Genomic DNA, 22,489 nt, shown 5'->3' with positions numbered 1-22,489 from the left:
GTTACCTATGAAAAAGACCTATTTGTGGATTGGGGCTGCCCTGGTGGCGGGGCTTTTGGCAGGTTATCTCATTTTCGGGAACGGAAGCGGGGGAGCTGGGGAAGTCCACACCCATGAGGAAGGCCAGGCCCTGGCCACGCAGTGGACCTGTTCCATGCATCCCCAGATTTTGCAACCCGAACCTGGGGATTGCCCGATTTGCGGCATGGACCTGATCCCCGTGGACCAGGCTGGCGGGACTGGGGCAGCAGGCCAGGTAAGCCTTTCGGAAAATGCCATCGCCCTGGCCGATATCCAGACCACCCGGGTACAGGCCGGGGCGGGGGAGGGCCGGGAACTGGTCCTTTCGGGGACCATCCGCGAGAACGAGGAATCCAATGCGGTGCAGTCTGCCTATTACGGCGGGAGGATCGAACGGCTGTTGGTTACCTACCCCGGGGAGGAAATCCGCCAGGGCCAACTCCTGGCCACCCTCTACGCCCCGGAACTGATTACTGCCCAGCAGGAGTTGCTCACGGCAGCCCGGGTTAAGCAAAAGCAACCCGCCCTGTATGAGGCGGTGAAGCGGAAATTGCTTTCGTGGAAGCTGGATCCCGGGCAAATCGAGGGGATAGAGGCACGCGGGGCCGTACAGGAATATTTCCCCATCAGGGCTGGCCTTGGGGGAACCGTAACGGAAATCATGGTGGAAGAAGGCGATTATGTCGAGCGGGGTGCCCCCCTGATGAAAGTGGCCAACCTGGGTTCGGTATGGGCTGTTTTTGACGCCTATGAGAACCAGATTTCGGGCCTGCAGAAAGGCCAGCAGGTCCGGATTGTCCCAAATGCGTTTCCCGGCCAGGAGCTGGAAGGCCGGATCGATTTTATCGACCCGTTAATGAAAGTTTCCAGCCGGACGGTGACCGTCAGGGTTTCCCTGGCCAATCCCGGGGGCAGGTTAAAGCCGGGGATGTTCGTAAGGGCCACGGTGCGGACTGCGACAGGCGAAGGGGGGCTCTACATCCCGGAGACTGCCGTCCTTTGGACCGGGTCCCGTTCCGTCGTTTACGTAAAGGTACCCGGGACAACCCCTTCCTTTGTGTTGCGGGAGGTTTCCCTGGGGCCCAGGTCGGGCCCGATGTATCCCGTCCTGGAAGGGCTCAGGGCCGGGGAGGAAATTGTTAGCAAGGGGGCTTTCACGGTCGATGCTGCTGCCCAGTTGCAGGGCAATACCTCCATGATGAACCCCGGTGGGGGGCCATCCCAGACCGGGCACGGCGACCACGGGGTCATTGGGGGGACACTTCCCGACGTACCGGGCGGGGATCCGTCCGGGCTTCCCGGGACCCTGCCTGACGGGTTCGGGGCGGTCCTCGAACAATACCTGGCGATTAAGGATGCCCTGGTGGCTTCCGACCCGTCCAAAACTTCAGAGGCAGCCCGGGCCCTGCTCCCGCTTTTAGCCGTGATGGATAAGGATGCAGGCGACTCCGGTTCCCTGGAACCCCTGGAAGAAGCCGTCCGCGCTTTGGCCGCTGCAGGGACCCTGGAAGAACAACGCCGAGCCTTCCAGGGATTCTCCCGGATCCTTATCGGCGGGGCCAGGGTACTGGCTTCGCCTTCCCGCCCGCTCTACGTGCAGTACTGCCCTATGGCGAACCAAAACCAGGGGGCCTACTGGCTCAGCAGGGATCCGGAGGTGCGTAACCCGTATTACGGGGATGCCATGCTCACCTGTGGGGAGGTGCGGGAAACCCTGACCGGTTCCTGATGCCGTACTGCCGAAGGGAAAAAACCAGCCGGGGCGGGCCTTGCCAAAGGGGTTTAAAAGCCGTTTGGGTTTTATAACTTTTGATAACTTTGCCCGTAAGGAAGCAGTTGAAAATCCTACTTTTGCAGGGAATTTAAAATGCAACAGCCATGGCTGAACAAATCGAAAGAGTTAAAACCCTGATCCTGGGATCAGGTCCTGCGGGCTATACGGCTGCCATCTATGCGGCCCGCGCTGACCTCAAACCCGTGATGTACACCGGCATGGAGCCCGGGGGCCAGTTGACCACCACCACGGAGGTGGAGAATTTTCCCGGCTACCCGGAAGGGATCGACGGCCCTACCATGATGGTGCAGTTGCAGCAGCAAGCCGAGCGCTTTGGTACCGAGGTGCGCCTTGGGATGGCTACCGCCGTAGAATTCAGCGATCAGCCGGGTGGCATCCACCGGGTCACCATCGATAACAACAAGGTCATCGAAGCCCGTACGGTAATCATTTCCACCGGGGCCTCGGCGAAATACCTGAACATTCCCAGTGAACAGCGGCTCCGCGGGGGAGGGGTATCGGCCTGCGCGGTGTGCGACGGCTTTTTCTACAAGGGGCAGGACGTCGCCATCGTCGGCGGTGGGGACACCGCTGCAGAGGAAGCCTCTTACCTGGCCAACATCTGCAATAAGGTCACCATGCTGGTTCGCAAAGACCAGATGCGGGCCTCCAAGGCCATGCAGCACCGGGTGATGAACCTTCCCAATATCGATATCCGGTTCAATACCGAGGTAGATGAGATTTTGGGCGACCAGGTTGTGGAAGGCCTTCGCATGGTCAACAATCAGACAGGGGAAAAAGAGGAAATCCCCATTACCGGGTTTTTTGTGGCTATCGGGCACAAGCCCAACACGGATATTTTCAGGGGGCAGCTCGATATGGACGATACCGGGTACCTCATTACCCAGGGGAAGACGACAAAGACCAACAAACCAGGGGTATTTGCCAGCGGGGATGTGCAGGACAAGGTGTATCGCCAGGCCGTGACTGCGGCGGGTACGGGATGCATGGCAGCTTTGGACGCCGAGCGCTACCTGGCCACGGTGGAAACCCCGGAAACGGTGTCGTGACCCCCTCCGGGACGAAAGGAAACAAAAGGCCGCTGCGGAATGCAGCGGCCTTTTGTTTTGGGGTTAGTCGACCCGCTTGTAGTTTTCCGAGAAGGTCCGGTTGCCTTCCTCATCAATGGTGATCTGGCTGTAGGTTTCATCCCCCAGCACCAGTTCAAAACTAAATTGCCTGATGGTATCCAGGGCCTGCATCATGTAGTGATCGCCGTATTCGATGACCTCCGTGAGCTCATCCTGGGTGATCCGGTACGACCCGTAGCCAAAACGGCCGATGGTATCATTCGGGTCGGTCCGGGACCACATCACCTTGCCGTTGTAATACATTTTTACCTGCCGGTAGCCCGGGACCAGGTAAACCGTATCCACCACCTGCTGCCCATCGTAATTGTAGAAGCTCTGGAGCTGCCAGGTCCCTTCGATGGAATGCATGGCCTTTGGGGCCGGGGTGGTAAGGGCGGTGGTGACCAAAATGGCTGCGGCCAGCATCAACCCGCCAAATATTTTCTTCATAATCTATGGGTTTTATGGTTGGAAACTCCTCAAAAAGATACGATAAAAATTGAATATATCAAGGGTGTTCCCGGGAAAGCATTACGGATCGTAAAACCGGTTTCGGGTTATTCCCTGCCCCGGAAAGCCCCCAATACTTTTTTCAGTTGCTGCAAATGGGGTTCTTTGTGCGCCGCGGTGATCACGATCCGGCTGGGGGAGGAGGTTCCCCCCTCTGCCGCATATTGAAAATCGGTAATCAGGATACTGTTTTCCCGAAGGTGGCGGGCCAGGGCCGGGGAGCGAAAGGAGAGGACCGGGTAGCCCTGTCGCCACTGCAGGGGCAGGGAAGGCGCAAGCTGCCCCTGGAGCGCAGCAGCCAGGCTTGAAACCTGCAGGAATTTCTCGTGGTACCAGCCCCGTTCCAGGCCTTCCGCCAGGGTCGCCAGCCCGGCAGGAGGCGCCGGGCTGGCCCCTGCAAACAGGGGGGTCTGCTTGAGGGCGTCGATCCGGGGTTGCGGGCCGGCAATCACCCCTGCGGTAATCCCCATGGCTTTGCCAAGGGAACCGCACAACAGGAGCTCCCGGAAGCCCAGGGCATTCAGGGGTTGATAGGAGCCGGTGCCCCCGGGCCCGCAGATTCCCAGTCCATGGGAATCATCGGCCACCAGGATGACCTCGCGCGGCAGGGTGGCCAGGAGTTCCCAGGCGGGCCCGGGGGCGATGCCGTCTCCCATGGTATCGGCCAGGACAACAGGGGTTTTTTTCGGGGTCCTGGCCAGGGACCGGCCCACGGCTTCTTTGAGGTGGTCCCAGGTGGCCTGGCGGGAGTGGCCCGGCAGTAGCAGGGCGGCATGGCAATTCGGGCTGAAATGGCACTCGTGGCCCTGGGTGTGGAGGTATTCGGCTACGAGGCGCGCCGCAAGGAAGCCGGACGAAAGGCTAAGGCAGGCCGGGCTTTGCATCCAAAAGGCCAGGCGTGCCTCCGCCTCCCGGTAAACCCCAAGGGTCAGGTTGCCCATACGGGAAGCCCCCCAGTGTGCCCCAAGGCGACGGGTATGGGCCGCAAGGAGGTCGAGGAATTGCGGGCCCGTCTGCATACCCAGATAGGCGGTACCCCCGAAATACAGGTAGGTTTCCCCATCGGCCCGGACTTCAGGCCCCGGGATGCCTTCCGTTTGCAGGGTCATGGCAAAAGGGTTACCCCGGTGCCCCCCAATTCGGGGAACAGGACCCGGCCGCCGGCTTCAATACGCACCCCGGAGGCGATATCCTCCCGCAGCAACAGGGCCCCGTCCATGTCCACAAAGTCGAGCTGGGGCAAAAGCTGGGCAATGGCTGAAATTCCCACGGATGACTCCGTCATGCAGCCAACCATCACTTTCATCCCCAGGGATTTGGCCTTTTCGATCATCCGCAGCGCAGGGGTTAGCCCCCCGCATTTGGTAAGCTTGATGTTGATCCCGTGGAAATGCAGGGCGCAGCGTTCCACATCCGCTTCCACGATGCAGCTTTCGTCGGCCATAACCGGGAGAACGCAGCGGTGTGCCACCTTTTCCATGCCCTGCCAGTCGTCTGCCGGGAGGGGTTGTTCTATGAATTCCACCCCCAGTTCTTTCAGGGCCACGGCATTTGCAATGGTCTCCGATGCCCCCCAGGCGCAATTGGCGTCTACCCTGAAAACGGCATCGGTATGCTGCCTTAATTCAGCAACCAGGGCTACATCCTGGTCCGTCCCCAGCTTGATTTTGTATACGGGCCATGGTTTTTCGAGCATTTTGGCCACCATTACCCCGGCACTGTCGAGCCCTATGGTGTAATTGGTCACCGGGTACCGGTCAATCGAAGTTCCCCAAAGGGCGTACAGGGGCGTTTTCTGAAGTTTTCCATAGAGGTCCCAGGCGGCCATATCCAGGGCGCAGCGGGCAAAATTGGAAATTTGCTGTCGGCTGAGAAGCAGGTGCAGGCCTTCAGGGTCGTCAGCAGGGGCTGCTTCCACCAGGGTTTTTACAGCCTCGATTTCCCGCTGCAGGGACTGGAGGGTAATACCATAGTAGGGGTTGGAGGTGGCCTCCCCGTATCCGGTAACCCCCTCGTGGGTAAGGCTCGCGATCAGGGTGTCCTGCGTATCATAACGTTCCCTTGAAATCCCAAAGCTGTGCGCCAGGTTAAGGGTATAGGGGTGAGTTTTCAGCTTCACTTTTTCGGCATTTACGGGCTCCTAAAGTACGGAATTCCCTTAATCCATAAACAGTCAGGGGTCCCCGAAAAAGTATCGGGGACCCCTGAGCGCAATTCGGCCGGGTGCTGGCCGCCGGGTTTTTGGCCCCTAGTATTTCGTAACGCTTCCCGAGGCTGATTTGCGGGTTTCCACGCGGGCTTCCCCACGGTAATGGACATCGCCCCCGCTGCTGGCATCCGCAGTCAGTTCCTCGAGCACATGTACCTTTACGTCTGCCCCGCTGCTGGCGTTGGTACGGCAAACTTTTGCCTCCAGTTCGCCTGCGTTCAGGTCCGCCCCGCTGCTGGCATCGGCGTAGAGAAGGTTAGCGCTTCCGCCCAGTTGCATATCGGCCCCTGAACTGCAGTCTGCCTCCACCTGGTCGGCCATCAGCTCGAGCTTAAGGTCGGCACCACTGCTAGCGCTTAGCCTGATTTTGTCTGCCTTTATCAGTCCCTGTCCGACGAGATCAGACCCGCTACTGGCTTCCAGGGAAGTGATTTCCGGCAGCGTAACGTAGATCTTTTTGGTCGCCCTTCCGATGTTCTCGATGGCGTGGACCTTCAGTTTCCCATCCTGTATATCGGTACCGATCAGGTCGATGACGTTTTCATCGGCCTCAACCCGGATAGAGGAGGCGGAACCCTGGGTGACATAAACATCCAGGCCTTCCGAGGCCAGGACTTCGGTAAAGTTTTCGGTTACCTCTCGGGATTCCTCCACCACCTGCCCGTTGCCCCGTACCCCGCTGCCCAGGTTCAGGTCGAACATGCAGGAGGAGGTAAGCAGGGCCAGGATTATGGCTATGGTAAATCGTGCAATTGTGGTCATGGTTTCTGTTTTTTTATGGTTTTCGGCCGATCAGGGCCAGTTTACATTAGGTGGATCCGGGTACAAAACTGGAAGGTTCCGGGGTTTTGTCACAGAAAATCCTACCGAAGTGTCGGTTTCGGGTCCTGAAGCGGTCAATGGTCGTCCCGCCCGGCTTTCACCCGGACCCCCTCCTCGTCGATTTTTACGCGCAGGGCGTCGGTGTCGTCCTTCAGGTCGATATCCACCCCGTCTTCATTGATGATGATGTGTCCGTTTCCGGTTTCGCCGGGCAGGTCTTCAGGGCAGTCGAGGCATTCCAGCCGGCCTTCTCCATCCATTTTCCAGGTGTAGTTGGCCAAACGCTTGCGATTGAGGTCACGGTCGTTTCGGATCCTGCGGCTAAGGTGGTCCCCGGCCCCCGGGTTAAAAGACAGCACGGTCCCCTCCGGCACATACAGCGTCAACCTTATTTCCTGGTCGCGCACCTTGTTCTCGGCATGGGTGGTAAAATGCTCATCCAGTTGCAGGGTACTGCCCGAAAAAGCAAAGGCGTAGTCAATGGCTGCAGCTGTTTCCCTCGCATCGGCAAAGGAACGGCCGTCGGCGTCTTTCCGGATCCGCAAGCTGGCCACGGAATCATCCGCCATTTGGATATCGAGCAGGATGTCGTCGAAATACAATCGGGCATTATCGCCTTCGTCATAACGGACTTCCACGCCTCCCACCCAGGCCGAGGGCAGGTCTGAGGATTCCGCGTCGCGGAACTGGATCCTCAGGGAATCGACCGGGGCCAGGGCATGGGTTTCACTCACGCTGCCGGTGAAGGCATGGGCGGAAGCCTGCCGGATCCCCAGGACGCTCAGGGTAATGATGGAGATCAGCCAGAGCCCCAGCAGGGAAAATTTCGCGATGTTTCCGATGGATTTCAGGTTCGTCACCAAAATTTTCAGGCCCAAGTACATCAGGAAAAAGAAGGGAATCCCCACGGCGAAGAACATCAAAAGGGAAGCCAGCCATACCGGGACATCGGTGATCAGCCCCATCAGGTCAATGCCGGGGATATGGATCGCATCCATGATGCCTACGGTGAACAGGCCTATGAACAGCCCGAGGAGGGTGGCGGCCCCGACAAGGATCAGAACAATGCCGATGAACTTGCCGAACACCTTGAACAGGAACAGGATAATGTCCCCCAGGGTATCGAAAAAGGACTTACCGGTTTGCTTGACCCGGCTCCCCACCTTTTCATAGTCTACACTGCGAACCTTGTCGGCCACATCGTCAATGCCTTCCTTTACCTTGCGTTCGATGTTGCTGATATTCACCGGTTCGCCGGTCATGTCGAGCTTCTGGGCCGTGGTGGCCGCTTCGGGGACCAGGATCCAAAGGATGATGTAGGCAATCAACCCAAAGCCGCTGCCAAAAATGGCCAGGAAGAGGAAAATCAGCCGGATCCACAAGGCATCCAGGCCGAGGTAGTGCTCCAGGCCGGCGCAGACCCCGCCTATGAACTTGTTGTCCATATCGCGGTATAGCTTCTTCACCCTGGGGCGGGATGCCGGTTGTCCTGCAGGGGGGGCGTCTTCGAAAATCTCCTCATCGATGTGGTAATCCTCGGGCTGTCCCATGATGGAGATGACTTCATCTACCTCCTTCATGGTTATGACCTGCCGCTGGCTTTCCACTTTTTCGTAGAAGAGCTCTGCGATCCGGGCCTCGATATCGGCGATGATTTCATCGCTCCCACGGGTTCCCGAAAAGGATCTTTTGATGGCCTCCAGGTAGCGTTGCAGCTTTTGGAATGCATTTTCATCGATATGAAAAAGCATGTTGGCCAGATTTATGTTAACCGTCTTGTTCATGTTACTTCTTTTTAGCGTTCGTTACCACGTTTACCGCCGTGCGGAGTTCATCCCAGGTGGTATTGAGTTCATTCAGGAAAACCTTTCCGGTCTCCGTGAGGCCGTAGTACTTCCTTGGAGGCCCGGAGCTGGACTCTTCCCAGCGATAATTCAGCAGGCCCGCATTTTTCAGCCGGGTGAGCAGGGGGTAGATGGTACCCTCAACAACCAGCATTTTCGCGTCTTTCAGGGTGTCGAGGATTTCTGAGGCGTACTTGTCTTCCCCACTGAGGATGGAAAGGATACAGTACTCCAGCACCCCTTTGCGCATTTGTGCTTTGGTATTCTCTATGTTCATAATCTTGTTGCTTCTGTGATCCCCTGCCGGTTAAGGCAGGGGCCCGGGTTAACTGTTCGTTTTTTGAGGGTTCATGATTTTGATTGATTGATGATTGGATTGATGAATAAACTTCGTTTTATCAGTGGAGGCTTACAATGCGGTGCATCTTCCAGGCACCGTCGTTCCGTTTCCAGATCGTTATAAACCGGCTGGGTTTGGAAGGTGCCTCAGGCTCCTGGTTGTTGAAAAAGGTATGATACCCGATTTCAATGGCGCCGAATCCCGCGATTTCGTGCACTTCCACACTGCCTTCTACCAGGTTTCGGGTAACCTTCCCACAGATGTTTGCTTCGATGCTTTTTATAATTTCATTTTTCGAGGTGCTCAACCCGCCCATGTCGTGGTAGAACTCCAGGTCGTCACTGAGCAGGTTTGCCTGGGTTTCCAGGTCGCAGGTGTTATAGGCCGTGAAATAGGCAGCGTCCATATCCAGGATGGTCCGGTACAGTTCTGAATCCTCCGGGACCTGGCCCCAGGCGCACAGGGCCGAGGCCAGCAATGGAAACAGGAAGCTTTTGGAACGGGGTTTCATTATTTAAGGAATGAGATGGTTACAGGGTATTTAAAATAGGTGCCTTCACTGGCCTTTATGGTCGCCAGGAGGGTATAGGCGATATTGAAGCCGTACAACCCCAGTTGCAGCAGGCCGGCCAGGCCTAGGGGCAACCACAGGCCGGGCACGTCTGAAAAATGGGTGTTGAAATGAAATCTGAAGGGCCAGAAACCATTCCAATGCCCCCATTCAAAGGAATTCCATTCCAGTACGTTAGGAAAGAAACCGAGAAAAAAAGGTACGGACACCAGGCCAAGAAGCAGGTGGTACAGGGCCATGCTGATCTGGAAGTTCAGGGCCTGCCTGCCATGGTAATCCACAAAGGGATACTGGTTGCGGTTGGGCAGCCAAAACACCAGCGGGAGCAGGAACTGCCCGAAGGGGACAAAGAACCGGCCCAGGGTGGCCCCGTGGATCACGGCGGACAGGTTTCGCTCGTGTTTGGGAATTGAGTCTGTCATGGCATAGTTGTTTCTTATGCAAATATATATACAAAGGATAGTAATATGCAAAACATAGTACCATATATTAACATAAAATTAACATATTGTCATGCTGCGTTTTTCAATACCTTTAGGGGGAATTACTCGATGGGAATGGCCGGATTCGTTAGGAAGTTCAATAGCTATCTCTTTTTTAAACTGCCTGCGGCATGGTGGTGCGGGGTTCGGCTGGAAGAGGTGGGGGACGGCTTTGCCCAGACCGGGGTTCGCCTGCGGTGGATGAACCAAAATCCCTTTCGCTCCATGTTTTGGGCGGTACAGGGAATGGCTGCAGAACTGAGCACCGGTACCCTGGTAATGCAGGAAATACGAAAAAGCGGCCGCGAGGTTTCCATGCTGGTGCTCAACAACCGCGCGCATTTCTCCAAAAAGGCTACCGGACGGATCCAGTTTCGCTGTGAGGACGGGGACGCGCTGAAAGAGGTGATGCAACAGGTGTTGGCCACCGGGGAGGGCCATACCCTATGGATGGCCGCCACGGGCAGGAATGAAGCCGGGCAGATAGTCAGCGAATTCCATTTCGAGTGGACCCTGAAGGTGAAACAGGGTGTACAGGTCCCCGCTGAAAATGTCCCGCCTCCGGAAGCGGGTAGTTAATATACTGGGGCGGGAGGATTCCCCTAAAATTTTAATTTTAATAAACTATCTTTCTTTCAATAAACCAACGAACGTTTAAGCTATCAGTCAAACCATGAATGCACACGAAATAGACTACGACATCTTCGGAGAAGAGATGCAGTACGTTTCCATCGAACTGGATCCGATGGAAGCGGTAGTGGCGGAAGCCGGAAGTTTTATGATGATGGAACCGGATATAAAAATGGAAACCATCTTTGGGGATGGCTCCCATAAGGATCAGCAGGGAGACATCCTGGGCAAGATCTTCTCAGCCGGCAAGCGGATCCTTACCGGGGAAAGCCTTTTTATGACCGCTTACTACAACGTGGGACAGGGGAAGCGGAAGGTTAGTTTCGCCTCCCCTTACCCGGGAAAAATCCTCCCCATAGACCTCTCGGAGAAAGGGGGCAAATTTATCTGCCAGAAGGATGCCTTCCTGTGCGCTGCCAAAGGGGTATCCGTAGGCATTGAATTTTCCAAAAGGCTTGGGAGGGGCCTTTTTGGGGGCGAAGGGTTTATCATGCAGAAGCTGGAAGGCGATGGCATGGCCTTCGTGCACGCCGGGGGCACCATGGCCCGGCGCGAATTGCAGGCGGGGGAAACCCTGAGGGTCGATACCGGGTGCCTGGTGGGCTTCTCCCATACCGTGGATTATGACGTCGAATTCATCGGCGGCATCCGCAATTCCCTATTCGGGGGCGAAGGGCTCTTTTTTGCCACCCTCAGGGGCCCCGGGATCGTATATGTGCAGTCCCTGCCCTTTAGCCGGCTCGCGCAGCGGGTTTGGGCAGCCGCGCCCAGAGGGGGAGGGAAGCAGAAAGGGGAGGGAAGCCTCCTCGGGGGTATCGGCGACATCATTATGGGCGACAACCGCTGAAACAATTTTTTTATGGATTTCAACGCCCTGCTGGATTTTCTCCATCGGCTCAGCGAGAACAACAACCGCGAATGGATGGACCGGAACCGCAAGGAGTACCAGGCCCTTCGAAAGAGTTTCATCCTCTGGCTGGATGACCTGGATGGGAAGCTGGCGGCCCTGGACCCCGATTATTATCCCACCCCCGGGAAAACGGGTATCAACCGGATCAACAACAACCTGTTATACCACCCGAACCGGCCCGTATACAAGGACCATTTTGGGGCCGGCCTGGACAAGGCCCCCGGCAAGGGGGATTTCTACATCCAGGTCGGGATAGGGGAATCCCTGCTGGCGGGTGGGATCTGGCGGCCCGGCCCCGAAAGGCTCCGCAAGCTTCGGGAAGCCATAGATTACGATGGGGAAGTGCTGCAGGCCATCCTGGAAAAGCCATCCTTCAGGAAGGGGTTTCAGGGCCTTTACGAAGATGAAAAACTCCAGCGCATGCCCAAGGGCTTTTCCCCGGACCATCCGCATGCGGAACTGCTCAGGAACAAGAGTTTTGCGGTTGTTCGGCCGCTCGCTCGCAGCACCCTGGCTTCCGGGGAGCTGGAGGGTTTCGTGCTCGATACCTATCGGGAAATGTTGCCTTTCCGCCGCTATCTGAACCGGGCCCTGGAGGTGGATTGATTGCCGCCGGGGCCCCCAAGACCATATGTATGTCCATTACAGACCGAGTTAGAAACCTGAGGAGGGAGACCCTTTCCGCGGCCTGGTATACCCTGTACCGGTACACGTTTGAATACCTGAGGGCCGATGGCCGCTGGGACCGGCAGCAAAGGGAGGCCTACGACCGGGGGAATGGGGTGGCCGTCCTCCTTTTTGACCCGGTGCGGGAAACCGTCCTGCTTACCCGCCAGTTCCGCTTGCCTACCTATATCAACCAAAACCCTGACGGCATGCTCACGGAGGTATGCGCGGGGATGCTGGACGGGGAGGACCCGGAGGAATGCCTGCGTCGGGAAATCCTTGAAGAAACCGGGTATACCGTGCCGCATGTGGAGAAGGTAGGGGAGGTCTATACCTCCCCCGGGGCCGTTACTGAAAGGCTTTTTCTGTATCAGGCCCTTTACCGTCCGGAAATGAAAACCGGCGAGGGTGGGGGGAAACCTGAGGAATCCGAAGACATCGAGGTACTGGAGTGGCCTTACGCGGCCGTGGCCGATGCCCTCCGCCACGGGGAGGTCCGCGATGCCAAAACGCTTATCCTCTTACAACACGCCCTGCTGTTCGGCCCGCTGGCCAGGCATTCCCTGACGCTTTAGTAGTTTTCGTGGATCCAGGCCAGGATCCGCTGCATCCGTTGTTTTACCAGGGCGGTGGGTTTTGAGTAATGGTTGTTCATAAAGCTGAACACCAGGGTTTTTCCAGATCGGGTCCGCAGGTATCCGCAAAGGTTGTGGTTGTTGCCCAGGCTCCCGGTTTTCCCGAACAGGTAAGGCCCTTCCGGTCCGGAATACCCCTTTTTTAAGGTGCCATCCTCCCCCCCGCGGGCCATGAGGGAAAAAAGCCGTTCTTCGGGCACCTCCCGGTAGAGCTTCATCAGGAGGGCAACCAGGGACTCCGGGGAAGCCAGGTTGTACCGGGAAAGGCCGGACCCGTCCACCCAGCGGGCGGGCCCTGGAATCCCCCGGAGGTAGGTTTCCTGTATATGGTCCCGGGCGGATTGAAAACTAAGGCTGTCGCCCAGGGTGGAAGAAACCAGCAGCATGAGTTGTTCTGCAATAAAATTATCGCTTACTGCCATCATATGCCGGTAGAGGCTGTCGGAGGGCATGCCGGGAAGGACCTCCCACCTGCCCGCGGGGGGATCCGTTCCCTTCCGCAGGGGCTTTCCGGCCGCCGAGGCCCACAAATCATGGATTAGTCCGGGCGACAGGAGCATGGGAATTTCCACCGTATCGGGCAGGGAGGGCCCATAGAAGAACTGGTTGCCGGCCAGGGACCTCCTGTAGCGCTGCGATTGCAGGCTAAGGCTGTCTGTGAATTCCACAGGGCGAATGACTACCCCCCCGGGTGCCCGCTCGAGGCGCAACACATTTCCATGGATGGGGAGGGTCGATTTTTCAGGCATGTAATAGCGGTCGAAATCGTCCCAGGCCCAGCCATCGCCCCACCGTGGATCCTGCAGGTTGCCCTGATGGAGTACCACTACCCGTGATCCCTGAATGAATTTCAGGGCGGTACTGTCTGCCAGCACCGGATGCAGGGCTGAGGGGTCCCCGGTCCCGAGCAGATGCAGGGTATCACCCCGGTACTGGTACTTCAGGGCCGGAATCCGGGGGGGGAGGGTTTTCAGGCCGGCGTACAGGGCAAATACTTTCAGGGTGCTTGCCGGGGTAAAATTGCGCTGTGGGTTCCGGGCAATGAGGGTATCCCCAGTTGCCACATCCACCATGAGCAGTCCGGTAAATTGTTCGGTGTCTTCTATGGGCGCAAGTTGTTTGTGGAGGAATTGCTGCGCCCTCTTTCGGGAGGAGCAACCCGTGATAACAAAGGCGAGCCCAAAGGCGAGCCACAGGTAAAATCCGGGGAATCTGCGAAATAGCGTGGTGGTTGTTGACAAGGATTAGGCTGGTGTTGATCGAATTTTATATGAATTTATTAAATATTTAACTGATTTTGTGCAATATAATTGGTTGTTTATGACTTAATTTAGTAACAACAATCTAACTAAACCTTTACTGAATTATGGCAGGATCGATGCTGGAGTACACCAAAACGGTGCTCCAAAAAGTAAGTTTCGATGCGCGGTTGTTCAGCCGGGAATTAAAAAAAGCCATCCAACGGCTTTTGCCCAATGAACTTCAGGAATTAAAAGAATGGCTCTTGCACTTTGTGACGGACAAACCGGAACTTCAGCAAAGCCTGGCCTATTTGCCAGCTTAACTCATTGGAAATCCCGCCCCCCGGCGGGATTTTTTTTGCCCATGGGGATCAAAACCCCTTTCGCCGTTTGCCGGGGCTGATAATTTTTACGTCCTGGAAAGTGATGGCCCCCCGGATCACTCCTGAGATTACCTCCCGCAGGGCTTCGGTGATCTGGTGCTTGAGTTCTTTTTTATGGTAAATCAGGCTGACTTCCCTTGCCGGGGGCGGATCGGTGAAATATTTAAGGTTTCGCTTCCGTCGTTCGCAAAGGCCCAGGGTATTGAGGTAGGGGAGCAGGGTCATTCCCATATTTTCATCGGCCAGGTTCACCAGGGTCTCGAAGCTTCCGCTTTCCAGTTCAAAGTGATCTTCCCCGGCTTCCCCGATGGCCTTGCACAGGTTGATCACCCCGTCGCGGAAGCAATGCCCGTCCTGTAAGAGCAGAATGTCGCTGAGGTTCAGGTATTCGGGCTGCAGCCGGTCCAGGGAGCCCAGCCGGTGCCCTGCGGGCACGTAGGCCACAAAGGGTTCGTAATAGAGCGGTCGTTCCACCAGGTGCTCTTTTTCCAGGGGGGTGGCGGCAATTCCGGCATCGAGGTGTCCTTCTTCCAGGTTGCGGATCATGCTTTCGGTGTTCTGTTCCCGAAGGATGAGGTGTACCTTGGGATACCGCTCCACAAAGGTTTTCAGGAACATGGGCAGGAGGGTGGGCATGACTGTCGGGATGATCCCCAGGGTAAAGGTGCCCCCCACAAACCCCTTTTCCTGGTCTACGATATCCCGGATACGCGCGGCTTCGTTAACGATATTCCTGGCCTGCTCCACGATTCTCCGTCCGGCGTCGGTGATGGAAATCGGCTTTTTGCCCCGGTCAAAAATCTGCAATCCGAGTTCATCCTCCAGTTTTTGCACCTGCATGCTCAGGGTTGGCTGGGTCACGAAGCATTTTTCCGCGGCCAGGGTGAAATTCTGGTATTCGGCCACCGCCAGCACATATTGCAGTTGGGTTATGGTCATTGATATTACCTATTTACCGGATTAAAGGTATTAAAAGTATCGATAAACCTGATTGAAATGCCTTTTTATATTTAGTATCTTTATGGAAAACGAAAGCTTATGAATCTTAACAGTATTGGTCTGCCGGCTACCCAGTCAAAGGAACTCGCCGGAGACCTGAACATCCTTTTAGCGAATTTCCAAACCTATTACCAGAACCTGCGGGGCATCCATTGGAATATCCGGGGCAGGAGTTTTTTTGACCTGCACGCCAAATTCGAGGAGTTATACAATGACGCCAACATGAAGGTCGATATGCTTGCCGAACGGGTACTCACCCTGGGGGAAGTGCCCCTGCATACCTTTGAGGCCTATACCCGGGCTTCCCGGGTCCCTGTCGGGAAGAATATCTCCAAGGATGAGGAAGCCATAAGGCTTATTGTAGATTGCCTTAAAGAATTGTTGATTTTGGAACGGCAAATCCTGGAGGCCTCTGACAAGGCCAATGATGAAGGGACCAACGCCATGATGAGCGACTTCATCACCGAACAGGAGAAGACCGTCTGGATGATGAAGGCCTGGCTCGCCGAGAAGATCTGACAGAAGGGTTTTATGGAAACCCCCGAAATTTCATTGGGGTAAGTGCCCGTATACGCCGTTCCCGCAAATAAATAAAAAGCGCTGTCAGCAGGCTGACAGCGCTTTTTGTTTTTAATTTATGAAAGGCTAATTCCCCTCGCTCAGGGAAAAACTGCCATCTCCGTTGAAATTTGTTACGCGGATCGTTACGGTCCAAATACCGGAGGCCCCGACTTCCGTTACCCCCCATATGGTGTCCGGTTCAGCACCACCCTGGATCGTCCTGTCCAAAACGACCATTCCTTCGGAATCCTCCACAATGATCTGGAAGGTCCCTTCAGTAGTAGCCGTGATATCTGCATTGTAATCGGCCGTATTCAGGTTGTTGTTCCAGGAAAACATACGGGTGGCTGTTCCTCCGTTTCCCGTAAAGCTGGCGTCGATGTCCCCGTTAAAATCAGAACGGTCGCCAATGGTGAAATCCGAAGCGCTGGTCTGCAGCAAGGTTCCGTTAACGGTTACCCGGGCAAAGGAGTCATCATCATTGCTACAGGACAAAGACAGGATGAAGACCGGTGCCAACAGGGCTGTTTTCAGGATTCTTAAAACATTTGCTTTTGCGAAATTCAAAGTTTTCATAGGATTGTAATGTTAAGATTTGGATCTATACAACAATCCTAACGAGAAACTCCCTACCCTATTGTCATGTTTTTTTAAAAGCGGATCCGAAGGCTAACGTCTTCAGTGCCGACTGTGAACCGGGCCGACTCGAAGGAAGGCGGCCCCATGCTCATATCGTTCCCGCTCATGGCATAGGGCTCCGACGGCATGCCGCCGGGTTGGAAATCCATGCGCTCGTTGCCGTTGAGGTCGTGCAGGATCGAAACGGCATACACCCCTTGCGACACATTTGGGAATTGAAAAGTGAGGACCCCTTTTTCGGCGGCGCCCCGGTACGAAGCGATGCCGCCCCCTTTCATAAAGGTTTCTGAAGTGTGCAGGCCCGCCAGGATTTCGCCCTGGTCGTTGAGGACGTTTTCCAGGATAATGGTAACGGTGACCCCTTCGTCGGCAGGGGCCTGCCCGTAAGTGAGACCCGCCAGGAAGAACAAAAGATAAAAAGGTGATTTCATGGGTATTGGCGTTTATTGGGTTACGGGGGCAAATCTGGCCCAACCCCTGCGCTTTCGCAAACCGGGGTGACTGAGTTGGCGAATTTGCCGGACAGGCTGCCGAACAGGCCGACCGGGTGCGGCCCGGTCAGGGCAAGGTTGACCACACTTTTTCCAGGAGGGACTTTGTCGCCCGGATGCCTTCGTATTCCGACAGGCGGTGTCCCTCGTATTCAATGCCGATGTAACCCGAAAATTCCGAAGCCTTTACCTTCTCAAGCAGGGTGGGGTAGGGCAGCAGGGTTTCATTTCCGTCAGCATCAAAATCATACGACTTGGCACTCACCCCGCGGGCAAAGGGCAGGAGTTCCTCAAGGCCCCTGACCGGGTCGTAGCTTTCTGTACACTCCCCATCCTGGGTGCTGCCCCAGGGCTTGTTCAAACACCAGTTCCCAAAGTCAGGGAGGGTCCCGAGGTAAGGGCTGTCCACAGCCTCGAGGATTTCGGCAATAAACGCCGCATTGGAAGTATGCAGGCCATGGTTTTCAACAAGCACCGAAATCCCCGTCGCGGCCCCTGCTTCGGCCAGCCGCCCGAGCCCGTCGATCAGGGCAGCCTTGCCCCCGCTCCCAAAGGCATTCACCCTTATGGAATGGCAGCCCAGCAGGTGGGCGGCTTCCAGCCATTTCCTGTGGTTCGCGACCGCCTCCACCCGTTTTTTCTGCTTAGGGTCCCCGAGGTCTCCTTCCCCATCTACCATGATCAGTATATTTTCAACGCCTTCCGATTGCGCCCTGCGCCGGAGGTCCTGCCAGAAGGCTTTCGCTGTGGCTTTGTCGCTGTAGAACTGGCTGACGTATTCCACCGCCCCGAGACCAAACTCTTTCCTGGCCAGAACAGGGAAATCTTCCGCCCTGACCTCCCCCTTTTCGAGGGCCCGGTGAAGGGACCACTGCGCCAGGGAGATTTTCAGGGTGGCCCCGGTAGGGATGGCGGTCAGGGGACTGCCCAACACGGAAAGGGTTGGGGTGGCCAGGGCGATTCCGCCCAACAGGGAGTGTTTCAGGAAGGTCCTTCTGGAGTGTATGGTCATGACGGGGATTTATCGGGAATTTTCAGGTTTGTTCAGGATTTCGATGATCCAGTAAATCAGTTGGGCGATACCAGAGGCAAAAATGAACAGCAGGATCCAGATCAGCAGCAGGTTGTTTTCCTTCAGGTTGGGGTTATTGGCCGCATGCACGATATAGAAGACCAGGCTGGCAAGGGAAACCGCCACCATCAGGAATACGAGCAGCAGGAAAACCCCCAACCCTCCAAATATAGCCATGGGCGGGTCTCCGCCCGGGCGTTCCAGTTCCGGGAGGTGGCTGAAGATGGAAAATATCACAATGCCGTAGCCGACCAGCAGAAGCAGCATGCAAACCAGGGGCGACAGGGCAAAAAAGCCCTGCCAGAATTTACTTTTAAGCATGGTTGGGATTTTTGTTGCTTAAATATACGGATTTTCAGGATCAGCTTCCCGGGTTCCCGGGGCCTTTCATGGCACGGGCCACTGCGGAAGCCGCACTTCCCCGCCTTTCCAGTTCCTCGATAATCCGCGGGTGGTCGTCCTCCCGACCCTGGGAAAGCTTCCAGGCCCCTTCCAGGGAGGTAACCGCAATACGGAAACCCACAATGCCGCGGACCTGCCGCATCGTCTTCCGCGACATGTTGTGGAGGGAAACGGGGTGGGTGGAATCCTTTTCGTACAGGTCCACCATCTGGTGCAGGGAGGCCAGCAACGCGGCTTCGGATTGGACATAATAGGCTCCGCGTGCGTGGACGGAGATATAATTCCAGGTGGGGACTTCCTCCTCACGGTACCAGGAAGAGGACACATAGCTCTGCGGCCCATTGAAAATGCAGCATACGGGAGCACCCTCTGCCAGGTGGCGCCAGTGGTCGTTGGCCCGGGCAAAATGCCCGTAGAGGCATACGGAGCCATCGGGCTCTGCGAGGAGCTGCAGGGGAAGGTGGGTGGCCAGGGGGGCTTCGGGTCCGTTGGAAACCACGATTCCGAAGGGATTTTTCAGGATGAAGTCCCTCAGGGCATCCTCGTCTGAGTTTTGGTAGTGGTCAGGGATATACATTGGCAGGTCGCTGTTGTGTTACGCCTGGCTAAAATAAGGAAATTGCAGGTCTTCCTTCAGAATGGCTGCATTAGCGCTACAGTCCCTGAACCCGGTCCATCCCGGCCCGGCTACCCCCCTGCTTTCATTAAAGGAACCGGGCCAGGGCCGGCGCGCATTCCAGGGGTCGCATATGGGGGTTCAGGGCCCGAAATGAACACCTGGCCCCATTTTTTTTGGCACTTTGGGGAAAACAGGTCGAATTTTGAAAGCCGGTGGCCCGAACTTTCCGGACAAGTGCCTCCCGGTCGAAATTCTCTTTTTGGTACCTTTAAACCAGTTGGTCGCAATGGCCGATCGGGCCGGCTATCCCGGGCCTGAGAAAAACCTGCAGCCCATGAAAAAACTGCTCAAGCATTTTGGCAATGCCACCCTGGTAGGGTTGGCGCTATACGTGGTCTTCTGGGTCATCCACCTGTTACGGGGGGGAAGCCTGCGCTGGGATGCCGATTCCGGGCAGGAGTTGCTCGAGCACATGATCTTTTCATGGATCCTGTACCTGGCCAACGCCCTGCTGATCAGCTATGCCATTGGATGGTTGCGCAACCATAATTTCCACTGGAAGGTATTGCTGGTTACGGTTATGGGTAACATTGCTGTTTCCCTGCTGGGAATCTTCCTGGCGCGTTCCATCATCCTTACCGGCTTTAACGGGGTGGGGTTCCTGGAGTTCATCAAGGGGGAATCTGCTGCGTACTATGTCAATTCACTGGTGATTGCGCTTTGCGTTTCCGCAATTTTTTTCGGCCTGTATTATTACAAGTACCGTCAGGAAACCCGGGTGAAGCAGGAAAAAATCATCGCCGGGGCTGCCTCTGCCCAGTTCGATGCCCTTAAAAACCAGTTGGATCCTCATTTCCTGTTCAACAGCCTGAACGTACTCACCAGCCTGATCGAAGAAGATCCGCAACAGGCTCAGCGCTTTACCACGGGCCTTTCCAAGGTCTACCGATATGTCCTGGAACAGAAGAATAAGGAGGTGGTACCCGTGGACGAGGAATTCGCCTTTGCCCGCACCTACGTACGCCTGCTTAAAATGCGCTTCGAAGACAGCATCGTATTCGATATCCCGGAACAGAGCACCAACCCCGAGGGTAAGATTGTACCCCTGTCGTTGCAGCTGCTGCTTGAAAATGCCGTAAAGCACAATGTGGTCACCCAGGAAAGCCCTTTGCACATAAGGGTGGAGGAACGGGGAGGGTTTATCGTGGTTGCCAATACCCTGCAACCGAAGCAGGTGGTGAAGAAATCCAGCGGGGTTGGGCTGCAGAACATCCGCAACCGGTATTCCCTGCTAACCCGGCGCCAGGTAGCCATTAAAATGGAGGACGGCACTTTCGAGGTAGCCATTCCCATCCTTACCCGCCAGGTCACCCAACCGGTCACCCAGGAGGCCTTTGTGGAAGATAAGCGCTATCAAAAGGCAAAGGAAAAGGTCGAGGCCATAAAAGGTTTCTACGGGAACCTGGGGGCGTACCTGCTGGTCATCCCCTTCCTGGCATGGCTCAACTGGAAGTCCACCTCCTTCCCATGGGCACTTTTTCCCGCAGTAGGCTGGGGCTTTGGGCTGGTGATGCACGGCCTGGAGGCCTATGGGTACAACCCCCTTTGGGGTAAGCGGTGGGAGGCCAGAAAAATACGGGAACTGATGGAACGGGACGACTGGTGAGCGCCGAATGGCCAATTCGGGAGGCGATTCCGTCAATTGGATCCCAATTTTTTCGGAAAACGGGTCTGGGTTCTGAATTTTGGCGAAACCTTATAAATCAATCACAATGGATGCCTTTGAAAAACAGCAACGATACGAGCGCGCAAGGGAGCGTGTATCATGCCTTAAGGGGTTTTACTCCAATTTGTTTTCGTACCTGCTGGTAATCCCCTTCCTGTTTTGGATCAACCTGCGGACTACAAGCTTCCCCTGGGCCCTGATCCCCGCCCTGGGGTGGGGGTTTGGCCTGTTGATGCACGGGATGGAAGCCCACGGATACCACCCTTTTCTTGGAAAGAACTGGGAGGCCCGGAAAATAAGGGAACTCATGGCCCGGGAAGAACAGGAACTCTCCTGAAATACTCCTTCACTATAAACCCTTTTAAAATACTGAAATGGACGAACGCGAAAGCAAATACCTCAAAGCGCGGGAACGCGTGGAAGAACTGAAAAAGTTTTACGGGAACCTGACCTCCTATATCTTTGTCATCGGCCTGCTGGCCCTTATCAATTACCTGACCAACGAATGGCGCTATGCCTGGTTCCTGTGGGCGGCCTTTGGCTGGGGGATCGGGGTATTTTTCCACGCCCTGAAGACCTTCAGGCTGAACCCTTTCTTCTCCAGGGATTGGGAAGAACGGAAGATCCGGGAATTTATGCAGGAAGAAGAGCAAAACGGATCCCGATGGGAATAACAAAAAACCCGGAAACCATGGAAAATAGCCAAAAGCTGAACCGCGCAAAAAAGCGGGTGGAGGAAATCAGGGGCTTTTATACCCACCTGGCCGTTTATATGGTGATCAATACCCTGATTATTCTGATGAACCTCGTTTACGGGCACCATAAGGGGTTCTCGTGGGGATGGTGGGGATTTTTGGTAACCCCGCTTTTTTGGGGGATTGGCCTGGCGTTCCACGCCATGTCGGCCTTCCAGTGGAACCCGTTTTTTGGCAGGACCTGGGAGCGGAAGATGATCGAGAAATACATGGAAGAAGACCGGCGTGAAGCCGGAAACTATATGGACCAACCCTGAAACCCCCGGCAGGATGCGCGAAGTAGGACCCCTGAAAACGGTTATTATTGAAGATGAAAAGCCTGCGGCCCGGAGGCTGGCTCGGCTCCTGGAACGCCAGGGCGTGGCAGTGGAGCATATGCTGCACTCTGTTTCGGAGTCGGTGAGCTGGTTTGCCCAACACCCCGGCCCGGACCTGATCTTTCTGGACATACAGCTATCCGATGGCCTGTCTTTTGAAATTTTTGATGCGGTGCCGGTGAAATGCCCCATCATCTTTACCACGGCCTTCGATGAATATGCCCTGCAGGCATTCAAGCTCAACAGCATCGATTACCTTCTGAAGCCCATTGACGAGGAAGAACTGGAGGCAGCCCTTGAAAAATTCCGGAGCCTGAACCCCGTGGCCCGCCCCCTGCAGGTCGATTTTGAGGACATCCGAAAACTCCTGGTCCATCCCCTCGACCGCGACTACAAAAAGCGCTTTACAGCCCGGGTAGGGCAACACCTGAAGATTATCCCTGCCGACGAAGTGGAGTGTTTCTACAGCGAGAACAAGGGCACTTATGCCGCCACCACGGATGGGCGGTCTTACCTGCTGGACACCACCCTGGAACACTTGCAGGAAGAGCTTTCACCTGAAACGTTTTTCCGGGTAAGCCGGAAGTTTTATGTGCATATCGACCATATTTCAGACATCGTCGCCTACTCGAATTCCCGCCTGAAAATTAAGCTCAAACGCTTCAGGGAACAGGAAATCATCGTGAGCCGGGAACGGGTACGGGATTTTAAGCTTTGGTTGGAATAACAGCAAATAAGCT

28 protein-coding genes are annotated in these 22,489 nt (G+C 55.8%); 13 read left to right on the top strand and 15 right to left on the bottom strand.

The features are described 5' to 3' along the window. The first annotated feature begins 7 nt into the window (after window positions 1-7). Both NG653_RS10980 and trxB read left to right on the top strand, forming a co-directional pair. The gene (locus NG653_RS10980) at window positions 8-1,750 is read left to right on the top strand and encodes an efflux RND transporter periplasmic adaptor subunit (RefSeq protein WP_252741750.1); all 1,743 of its coding nucleotides are present in this window, start codon (window positions 8-10) and stop codon (window positions 1,748-1,750) included. A gap of 149 nt (window positions 1,751-1,899) precedes the next feature. Then, complete coding sequence (trxB, locus tag NG653_RS10975) at window positions 1,900-2,865, top strand: thioredoxin-disulfide reductase (protein WP_252741749.1); 966 nt, start codon at window positions 1,900-1,902, stop codon at window positions 2,863-2,865. Between the two features lie 63 nt (window positions 2,866-2,928). Here the strand turns inward: trxB and NG653_RS10970 are convergent, their stop codons facing one another. From NG653_RS10970 to NG653_RS10935, 8 genes are all read right to left on the bottom strand, one after another. Then, complete coding sequence (locus tag NG653_RS10970; RefSeq protein WP_252741748.1) at window positions 2,929-3,375, bottom strand: hypothetical protein; 447 nt, start codon at window positions 3,373-3,375, stop codon at window positions 2,929-2,931. Window positions 3,376-3,482: 107 nt separating this feature from the next. Further along, entirely contained in the window at window positions 3,483-4,544 is a 1,062-nt protein-coding gene (locus NG653_RS10965) for an aminotransferase class I/II-fold pyridoxal phosphate-dependent enzyme (RefSeq protein WP_252741747.1), read from the bottom strand. Then, window positions 4,541-5,554: a dipeptide epimerase gene (locus tag NG653_RS10960; protein ID WP_252741746.1), complete on the bottom strand. Its 1,014-nt coding sequence runs from the start codon at window positions 5,552-5,554 to the stop codon at window positions 4,541-4,543. Before NG653_RS10960 ends, NG653_RS10965 begins: the two co-directional genes overlap by 4 nt. 129 nt (window positions 5,555-5,683) lie before the next feature. Next, window positions 5,684-6,406 (bottom strand): head GIN domain-containing protein, encoded by a 723-nt coding sequence (locus tag NG653_RS10955; RefSeq protein ID WP_252741745.1) that lies wholly within the window; start codon window positions 6,404-6,406, stop codon window positions 5,684-5,686. A 134-nt stretch (window positions 6,407-6,540) separates the two neighbouring features. Next, entirely contained in the window at window positions 6,541-8,250 is a 1,710-nt protein-coding gene (locus NG653_RS10950) for a PspC domain-containing protein (RefSeq protein ID WP_252741744.1), read from the bottom strand. A 1-nt stretch (window position 8,251) separates the two neighbouring features. Beyond that, window positions 8,252-8,587: a PadR family transcriptional regulator gene (locus NG653_RS10945; RefSeq protein ID WP_252741743.1), complete on the bottom strand. Its 336-nt coding sequence runs from the start codon at window positions 8,585-8,587 to the stop codon at window positions 8,252-8,254. Window positions 8,588-8,708: 121 nt separating this feature from the next. Next, window positions 8,709-9,161 carry a nuclear transport factor 2 family protein gene (locus tag NG653_RS10940; RefSeq protein ID WP_252741742.1) on the bottom strand — a complete coding sequence of 151 codons (453 nt, stop codon included), beginning with the start codon at window positions 9,159-9,161 and terminating at the stop codon, window positions 8,709-8,711. After that, entirely contained in the window at window positions 9,161-9,643 is a 483-nt protein-coding gene (locus NG653_RS10935) for a DUF4870 domain-containing protein (protein WP_252741741.1), read from the bottom strand. The genes NG653_RS10940 and NG653_RS10935 overlap by 1 nt, the downstream gene beginning before the upstream one ends. 135 nt (window positions 9,644-9,778) lie before the next feature. On the opposite strand from NG653_RS10935, the gene NG653_RS10930 reads away from it, so the two are divergent. The 4 genes from NG653_RS10930 to NG653_RS10915 all read left to right on the top strand — a co-directional run bounded on the left by NG653_RS10930 (window position 9,779) and on the right by NG653_RS10915 (window position 12,484). After that, entirely contained in the window at window positions 9,779-10,282 is a 504-nt protein-coding gene (locus NG653_RS10930) for a DUF4442 domain-containing protein (protein ID WP_252741740.1), read from the top strand. A 94-nt stretch (window positions 10,283-10,376) separates the two neighbouring features. After that, window positions 10,377-11,180: a TIGR00266 family protein gene (locus NG653_RS10925; protein WP_252741739.1), complete on the top strand. Its 804-nt coding sequence runs from the start codon at window positions 10,377-10,379 to the stop codon at window positions 11,178-11,180. 12 nt (window positions 11,181-11,192) lie between these two features. Further along, entirely contained in the window at window positions 11,193-11,849 is a 657-nt protein-coding gene (locus NG653_RS10920; protein ID WP_252741738.1) for a DUF2461 domain-containing protein, read from the top strand. 29 nt (window positions 11,850-11,878) lie between these two features. Continuing rightward, entirely contained in the window at window positions 11,879-12,484 is a 606-nt protein-coding gene (locus NG653_RS10915) for an NUDIX domain-containing protein (protein ID WP_252741737.1), read from the top strand. On the opposite strand, the gene NG653_RS10910 is transcribed toward NG653_RS10915, so the two are convergent. Then, window positions 12,481-13,785 (bottom strand): D-alanyl-D-alanine carboxypeptidase/D-alanyl-D-alanine-endopeptidase, encoded by a 1,305-nt coding sequence (locus NG653_RS10910; RefSeq protein ID WP_252741736.1) that lies wholly within the window; start codon window positions 13,783-13,785, stop codon window positions 12,481-12,483. The genes NG653_RS10915 and NG653_RS10910 overlap by 4 nt on opposite strands. Before the next feature lie 125 nt (window positions 13,786-13,910). On the opposite strand from NG653_RS10910, the gene NG653_RS10905 reads away from it, so the two are divergent. Beyond that, complete coding sequence (locus NG653_RS10905; RefSeq protein ID WP_252741735.1) at window positions 13,911-14,108, top strand: hypothetical protein; 198 nt, start codon at window positions 13,911-13,913, stop codon at window positions 14,106-14,108. A 48-nt stretch (window positions 14,109-14,156) separates the two neighbouring features. Here the strand turns inward: NG653_RS10905 and NG653_RS10900 are convergent, their stop codons facing one another. Then, complete coding sequence (locus NG653_RS10900; RefSeq protein WP_252741734.1) at window positions 14,157-15,107, bottom strand: LysR substrate-binding domain-containing protein; 951 nt, start codon at window positions 15,105-15,107, stop codon at window positions 14,157-14,159. Window positions 15,108-15,206: 99 nt separating this feature from the next. Here NG653_RS10900 and NG653_RS10895 point away from each other — a divergent pair, with 99 nt between their 5' ends. Further along, the gene (locus NG653_RS10895) at window positions 15,207-15,686 is read left to right on the top strand and encodes a Dps family protein (protein ID WP_252741733.1); all 480 of its coding nucleotides are present in this window, start codon (window positions 15,207-15,209) and stop codon (window positions 15,684-15,686) included. A gap of 126 nt (window positions 15,687-15,812) precedes the next feature. Here NG653_RS10895 and NG653_RS10890 read toward each other — a convergent pair whose 3' ends face one another. The 5 genes from NG653_RS10890 to NG653_RS10870 form a co-directional block, all read right to left on the bottom strand. Beyond that, window positions 15,813-16,247, bottom strand: coding sequence for a hypothetical protein (locus NG653_RS10890; RefSeq protein WP_252741732.1), 435 nt, complete (start codon window positions 16,245-16,247; stop codon window positions 15,813-15,815). Window positions 16,248-16,378: 131 nt separating this feature from the next. Continuing rightward, the gene (locus NG653_RS10885; RefSeq protein WP_252741731.1) at window positions 16,379-16,798 is read right to left on the bottom strand and encodes a DUF2141 domain-containing protein; all 420 of its coding nucleotides are present in this window, start codon (window positions 16,796-16,798) and stop codon (window positions 16,379-16,381) included. A gap of 127 nt (window positions 16,799-16,925) precedes the next feature. Continuing rightward, entirely contained in the window at window positions 16,926-17,870 is a 945-nt protein-coding gene (locus tag NG653_RS10880) for a sugar phosphate isomerase/epimerase family protein (RefSeq protein WP_252741730.1), read from the bottom strand. Window positions 17,871-17,879: 9 nt separating this feature from the next. After that, on the bottom strand, window positions 17,880-18,251 hold the full coding sequence (locus NG653_RS10875; RefSeq protein WP_252741729.1) for a hypothetical protein: 372 nt from the start codon (window positions 18,249-18,251) through the stop codon (window positions 17,880-17,882). 40 nt (window positions 18,252-18,291) lie between these two features. Further along, entirely contained in the window at window positions 18,292-18,909 is a 618-nt protein-coding gene (locus NG653_RS10870; protein WP_252741728.1) for an FMN-binding negative transcriptional regulator, read from the bottom strand. Between the two features lie 376 nt (window positions 18,910-19,285). Here NG653_RS10870 and NG653_RS10865 point away from each other — a divergent pair, with 376 nt between their 5' ends. The 5 genes from NG653_RS10865 (at window position 19,286) to NG653_RS10845 (ending at window position 22,476) form a co-directional block, all read left to right on the top strand. Continuing rightward, window positions 19,286-20,617 carry a 2TM domain-containing protein gene (locus NG653_RS10865; protein WP_252741727.1) on the top strand — a complete coding sequence of 444 codons (1,332 nt, stop codon included), beginning with the start codon at window positions 19,286-19,288 and terminating at the stop codon, window positions 20,615-20,617. Window positions 20,618-20,723: 106 nt separating this feature from the next. Next, complete coding sequence (locus tag NG653_RS10860) at window positions 20,724-21,014, top strand: 2TM domain-containing protein (RefSeq protein WP_252741726.1); 291 nt, start codon at window positions 20,724-20,726, stop codon at window positions 21,012-21,014. Between the two features lie 37 nt (window positions 21,015-21,051). Then, on the top strand, window positions 21,052-21,351 hold the full coding sequence (locus NG653_RS10855) for a 2TM domain-containing protein (RefSeq protein WP_252741725.1): 300 nt from the start codon (window positions 21,052-21,054) through the stop codon (window positions 21,349-21,351). Between the two features lie 17 nt (window positions 21,352-21,368). Continuing rightward, a complete protein-coding gene (locus NG653_RS10850; RefSeq protein ID WP_252741724.1) occupies window positions 21,369-21,689 on the top strand; it encodes a 2TM domain-containing protein in 321 nt (106 codons plus the stop codon). Between the two features lie 31 nt (window positions 21,690-21,720). Beyond that, on the top strand, window positions 21,721-22,476 hold the full coding sequence (locus tag NG653_RS10845) for a LytR/AlgR family response regulator transcription factor (RefSeq protein WP_252741782.1): 756 nt from the start codon (window positions 21,721-21,723) through the stop codon (window positions 22,474-22,476). Window positions 22,477-22,489: the final 13 nt, after the last annotated feature.

Source organism: Robiginitalea marina (genome assembly GCF_024006985.1).
GTDB lineage: Bacteria > Bacteroidota > Bacteroidia > Flavobacteriales > Flavobacteriaceae > Robiginitalea > Robiginitalea marina.
The sequence above is the reverse complement of the archived record's forward strand: the minus strand, read 5'-3'. Positions and strand labels throughout refer to the sequence as shown.

Bases quoted from the DNA above. Each gene is read 5' to 3' on its own strand.
- NG653_RS10980 (WP_252741750.1), top strand. From the start codon at position 8: ATGAAAAAGACCTATTTGTGGATTGGGGCTGCCCTGGTGGCGGGGCTT.
- trxB (WP_252741749.1), top strand. From the start codon at position 1,900: ATGGCTGAACAAATCGAAAGAGTTAAAACCCTGATCCTGGGATCAGGT.
- NG653_RS10970 (WP_252741748.1), bottom strand. From the start codon at position 3,375: ATGAAGAAAATATTTGGCGGGTTGATGCTGGCCGCAGCCATTTTGGTC.
- NG653_RS10965 (WP_252741747.1), bottom strand. From the start codon at position 4,544: ATGACCCTGCAAACGGAAGGCATCCCGGGGCCTGAAGTCCGGGCCGAT.
- NG653_RS10955 (WP_252741745.1), bottom strand. From the start codon at position 6,406: ATGACCACAATTGCACGATTTACCATAGCCATAATCCTGGCCCTGCTT.
- NG653_RS10950 (WP_252741744.1), bottom strand. From the start codon at position 8,250: ATGAACAAGACGGTTAACATAAATCTGGCCAACATGCTTTTTCATATC.
- NG653_RS10945 (WP_252741743.1), bottom strand. From the start codon at position 8,587: ATGAACATAGAGAATACCAAAGCACAAATGCGCAAAGGGGTGCTGGAG.
- NG653_RS10940 (WP_252741742.1), bottom strand. From the start codon at position 9,161: ATGAAACCCCGTTCCAAAAGCTTCCTGTTTCCATTGCTGGCCTCGGCC.
- NG653_RS10935 (WP_252741741.1), bottom strand. From the start codon at position 9,643: ATGACAGACTCAATTCCCAAACACGAGCGAAACCTGTCCGCCGTGATC.
- NG653_RS10930 (WP_252741740.1), top strand. From the start codon at position 9,779: ATGGCCGGATTCGTTAGGAAGTTCAATAGCTATCTCTTTTTTAAACTG.
- NG653_RS10925 (WP_252741739.1), top strand. From the start codon at position 10,377: ATGAATGCACACGAAATAGACTACGACATCTTCGGAGAAGAGATGCAG.
- NG653_RS10920 (WP_252741738.1), top strand. From the start codon at position 11,193: ATGGATTTCAACGCCCTGCTGGATTTTCTCCATCGGCTCAGCGAGAAC.
- NG653_RS10915 (WP_252741737.1), top strand. From the start codon at position 11,879: ATGTCCATTACAGACCGAGTTAGAAACCTGAGGAGGGAGACCCTTTCC.
- NG653_RS10905 (WP_252741735.1), top strand. From the start codon at position 13,911: ATGGCAGGATCGATGCTGGAGTACACCAAAACGGTGCTCCAAAAAGTA.
- NG653_RS10900 (WP_252741734.1), bottom strand. From the start codon at position 15,107: ATGACCATAACCCAACTGCAATATGTGCTGGCGGTGGCCGAATACCAG.
- NG653_RS10895 (WP_252741733.1), top strand. From the start codon at position 15,207: ATGAATCTTAACAGTATTGGTCTGCCGGCTACCCAGTCAAAGGAACTC.
- NG653_RS10885 (WP_252741731.1), bottom strand. From the start codon at position 16,798: ATGAAATCACCTTTTTATCTTTTGTTCTTCCTGGCGGGTCTCACTTAC.
- NG653_RS10880 (WP_252741730.1), bottom strand. From the start codon at position 17,870: ATGACCATACACTCCAGAAGGACCTTCCTGAAACACTCCCTGTTGGGC.
- NG653_RS10875 (WP_252741729.1), bottom strand. From the start codon at position 18,251: ATGCTTAAAAGTAAATTCTGGCAGGGCTTTTTTGCCCTGTCGCCCCTG.
- NG653_RS10870 (WP_252741728.1), bottom strand. From the start codon at position 18,909: ATGTATATCCCTGACCACTACCAAAACTCAGACGAGGATGCCCTGAGG.
- NG653_RS10865 (WP_252741727.1), top strand. From the start codon at position 19,286: ATGAAAAAACTGCTCAAGCATTTTGGCAATGCCACCCTGGTAGGGTTG.
- NG653_RS10860 (WP_252741726.1), top strand. From the start codon at position 20,724: ATGGATGCCTTTGAAAAACAGCAACGATACGAGCGCGCAAGGGAGCGT.
- NG653_RS10855 (WP_252741725.1), top strand. From the start codon at position 21,052: ATGGACGAACGCGAAAGCAAATACCTCAAAGCGCGGGAACGCGTGGAA.
- NG653_RS10850 (WP_252741724.1), top strand. From the start codon at position 21,369: ATGGAAAATAGCCAAAAGCTGAACCGCGCAAAAAAGCGGGTGGAGGAA.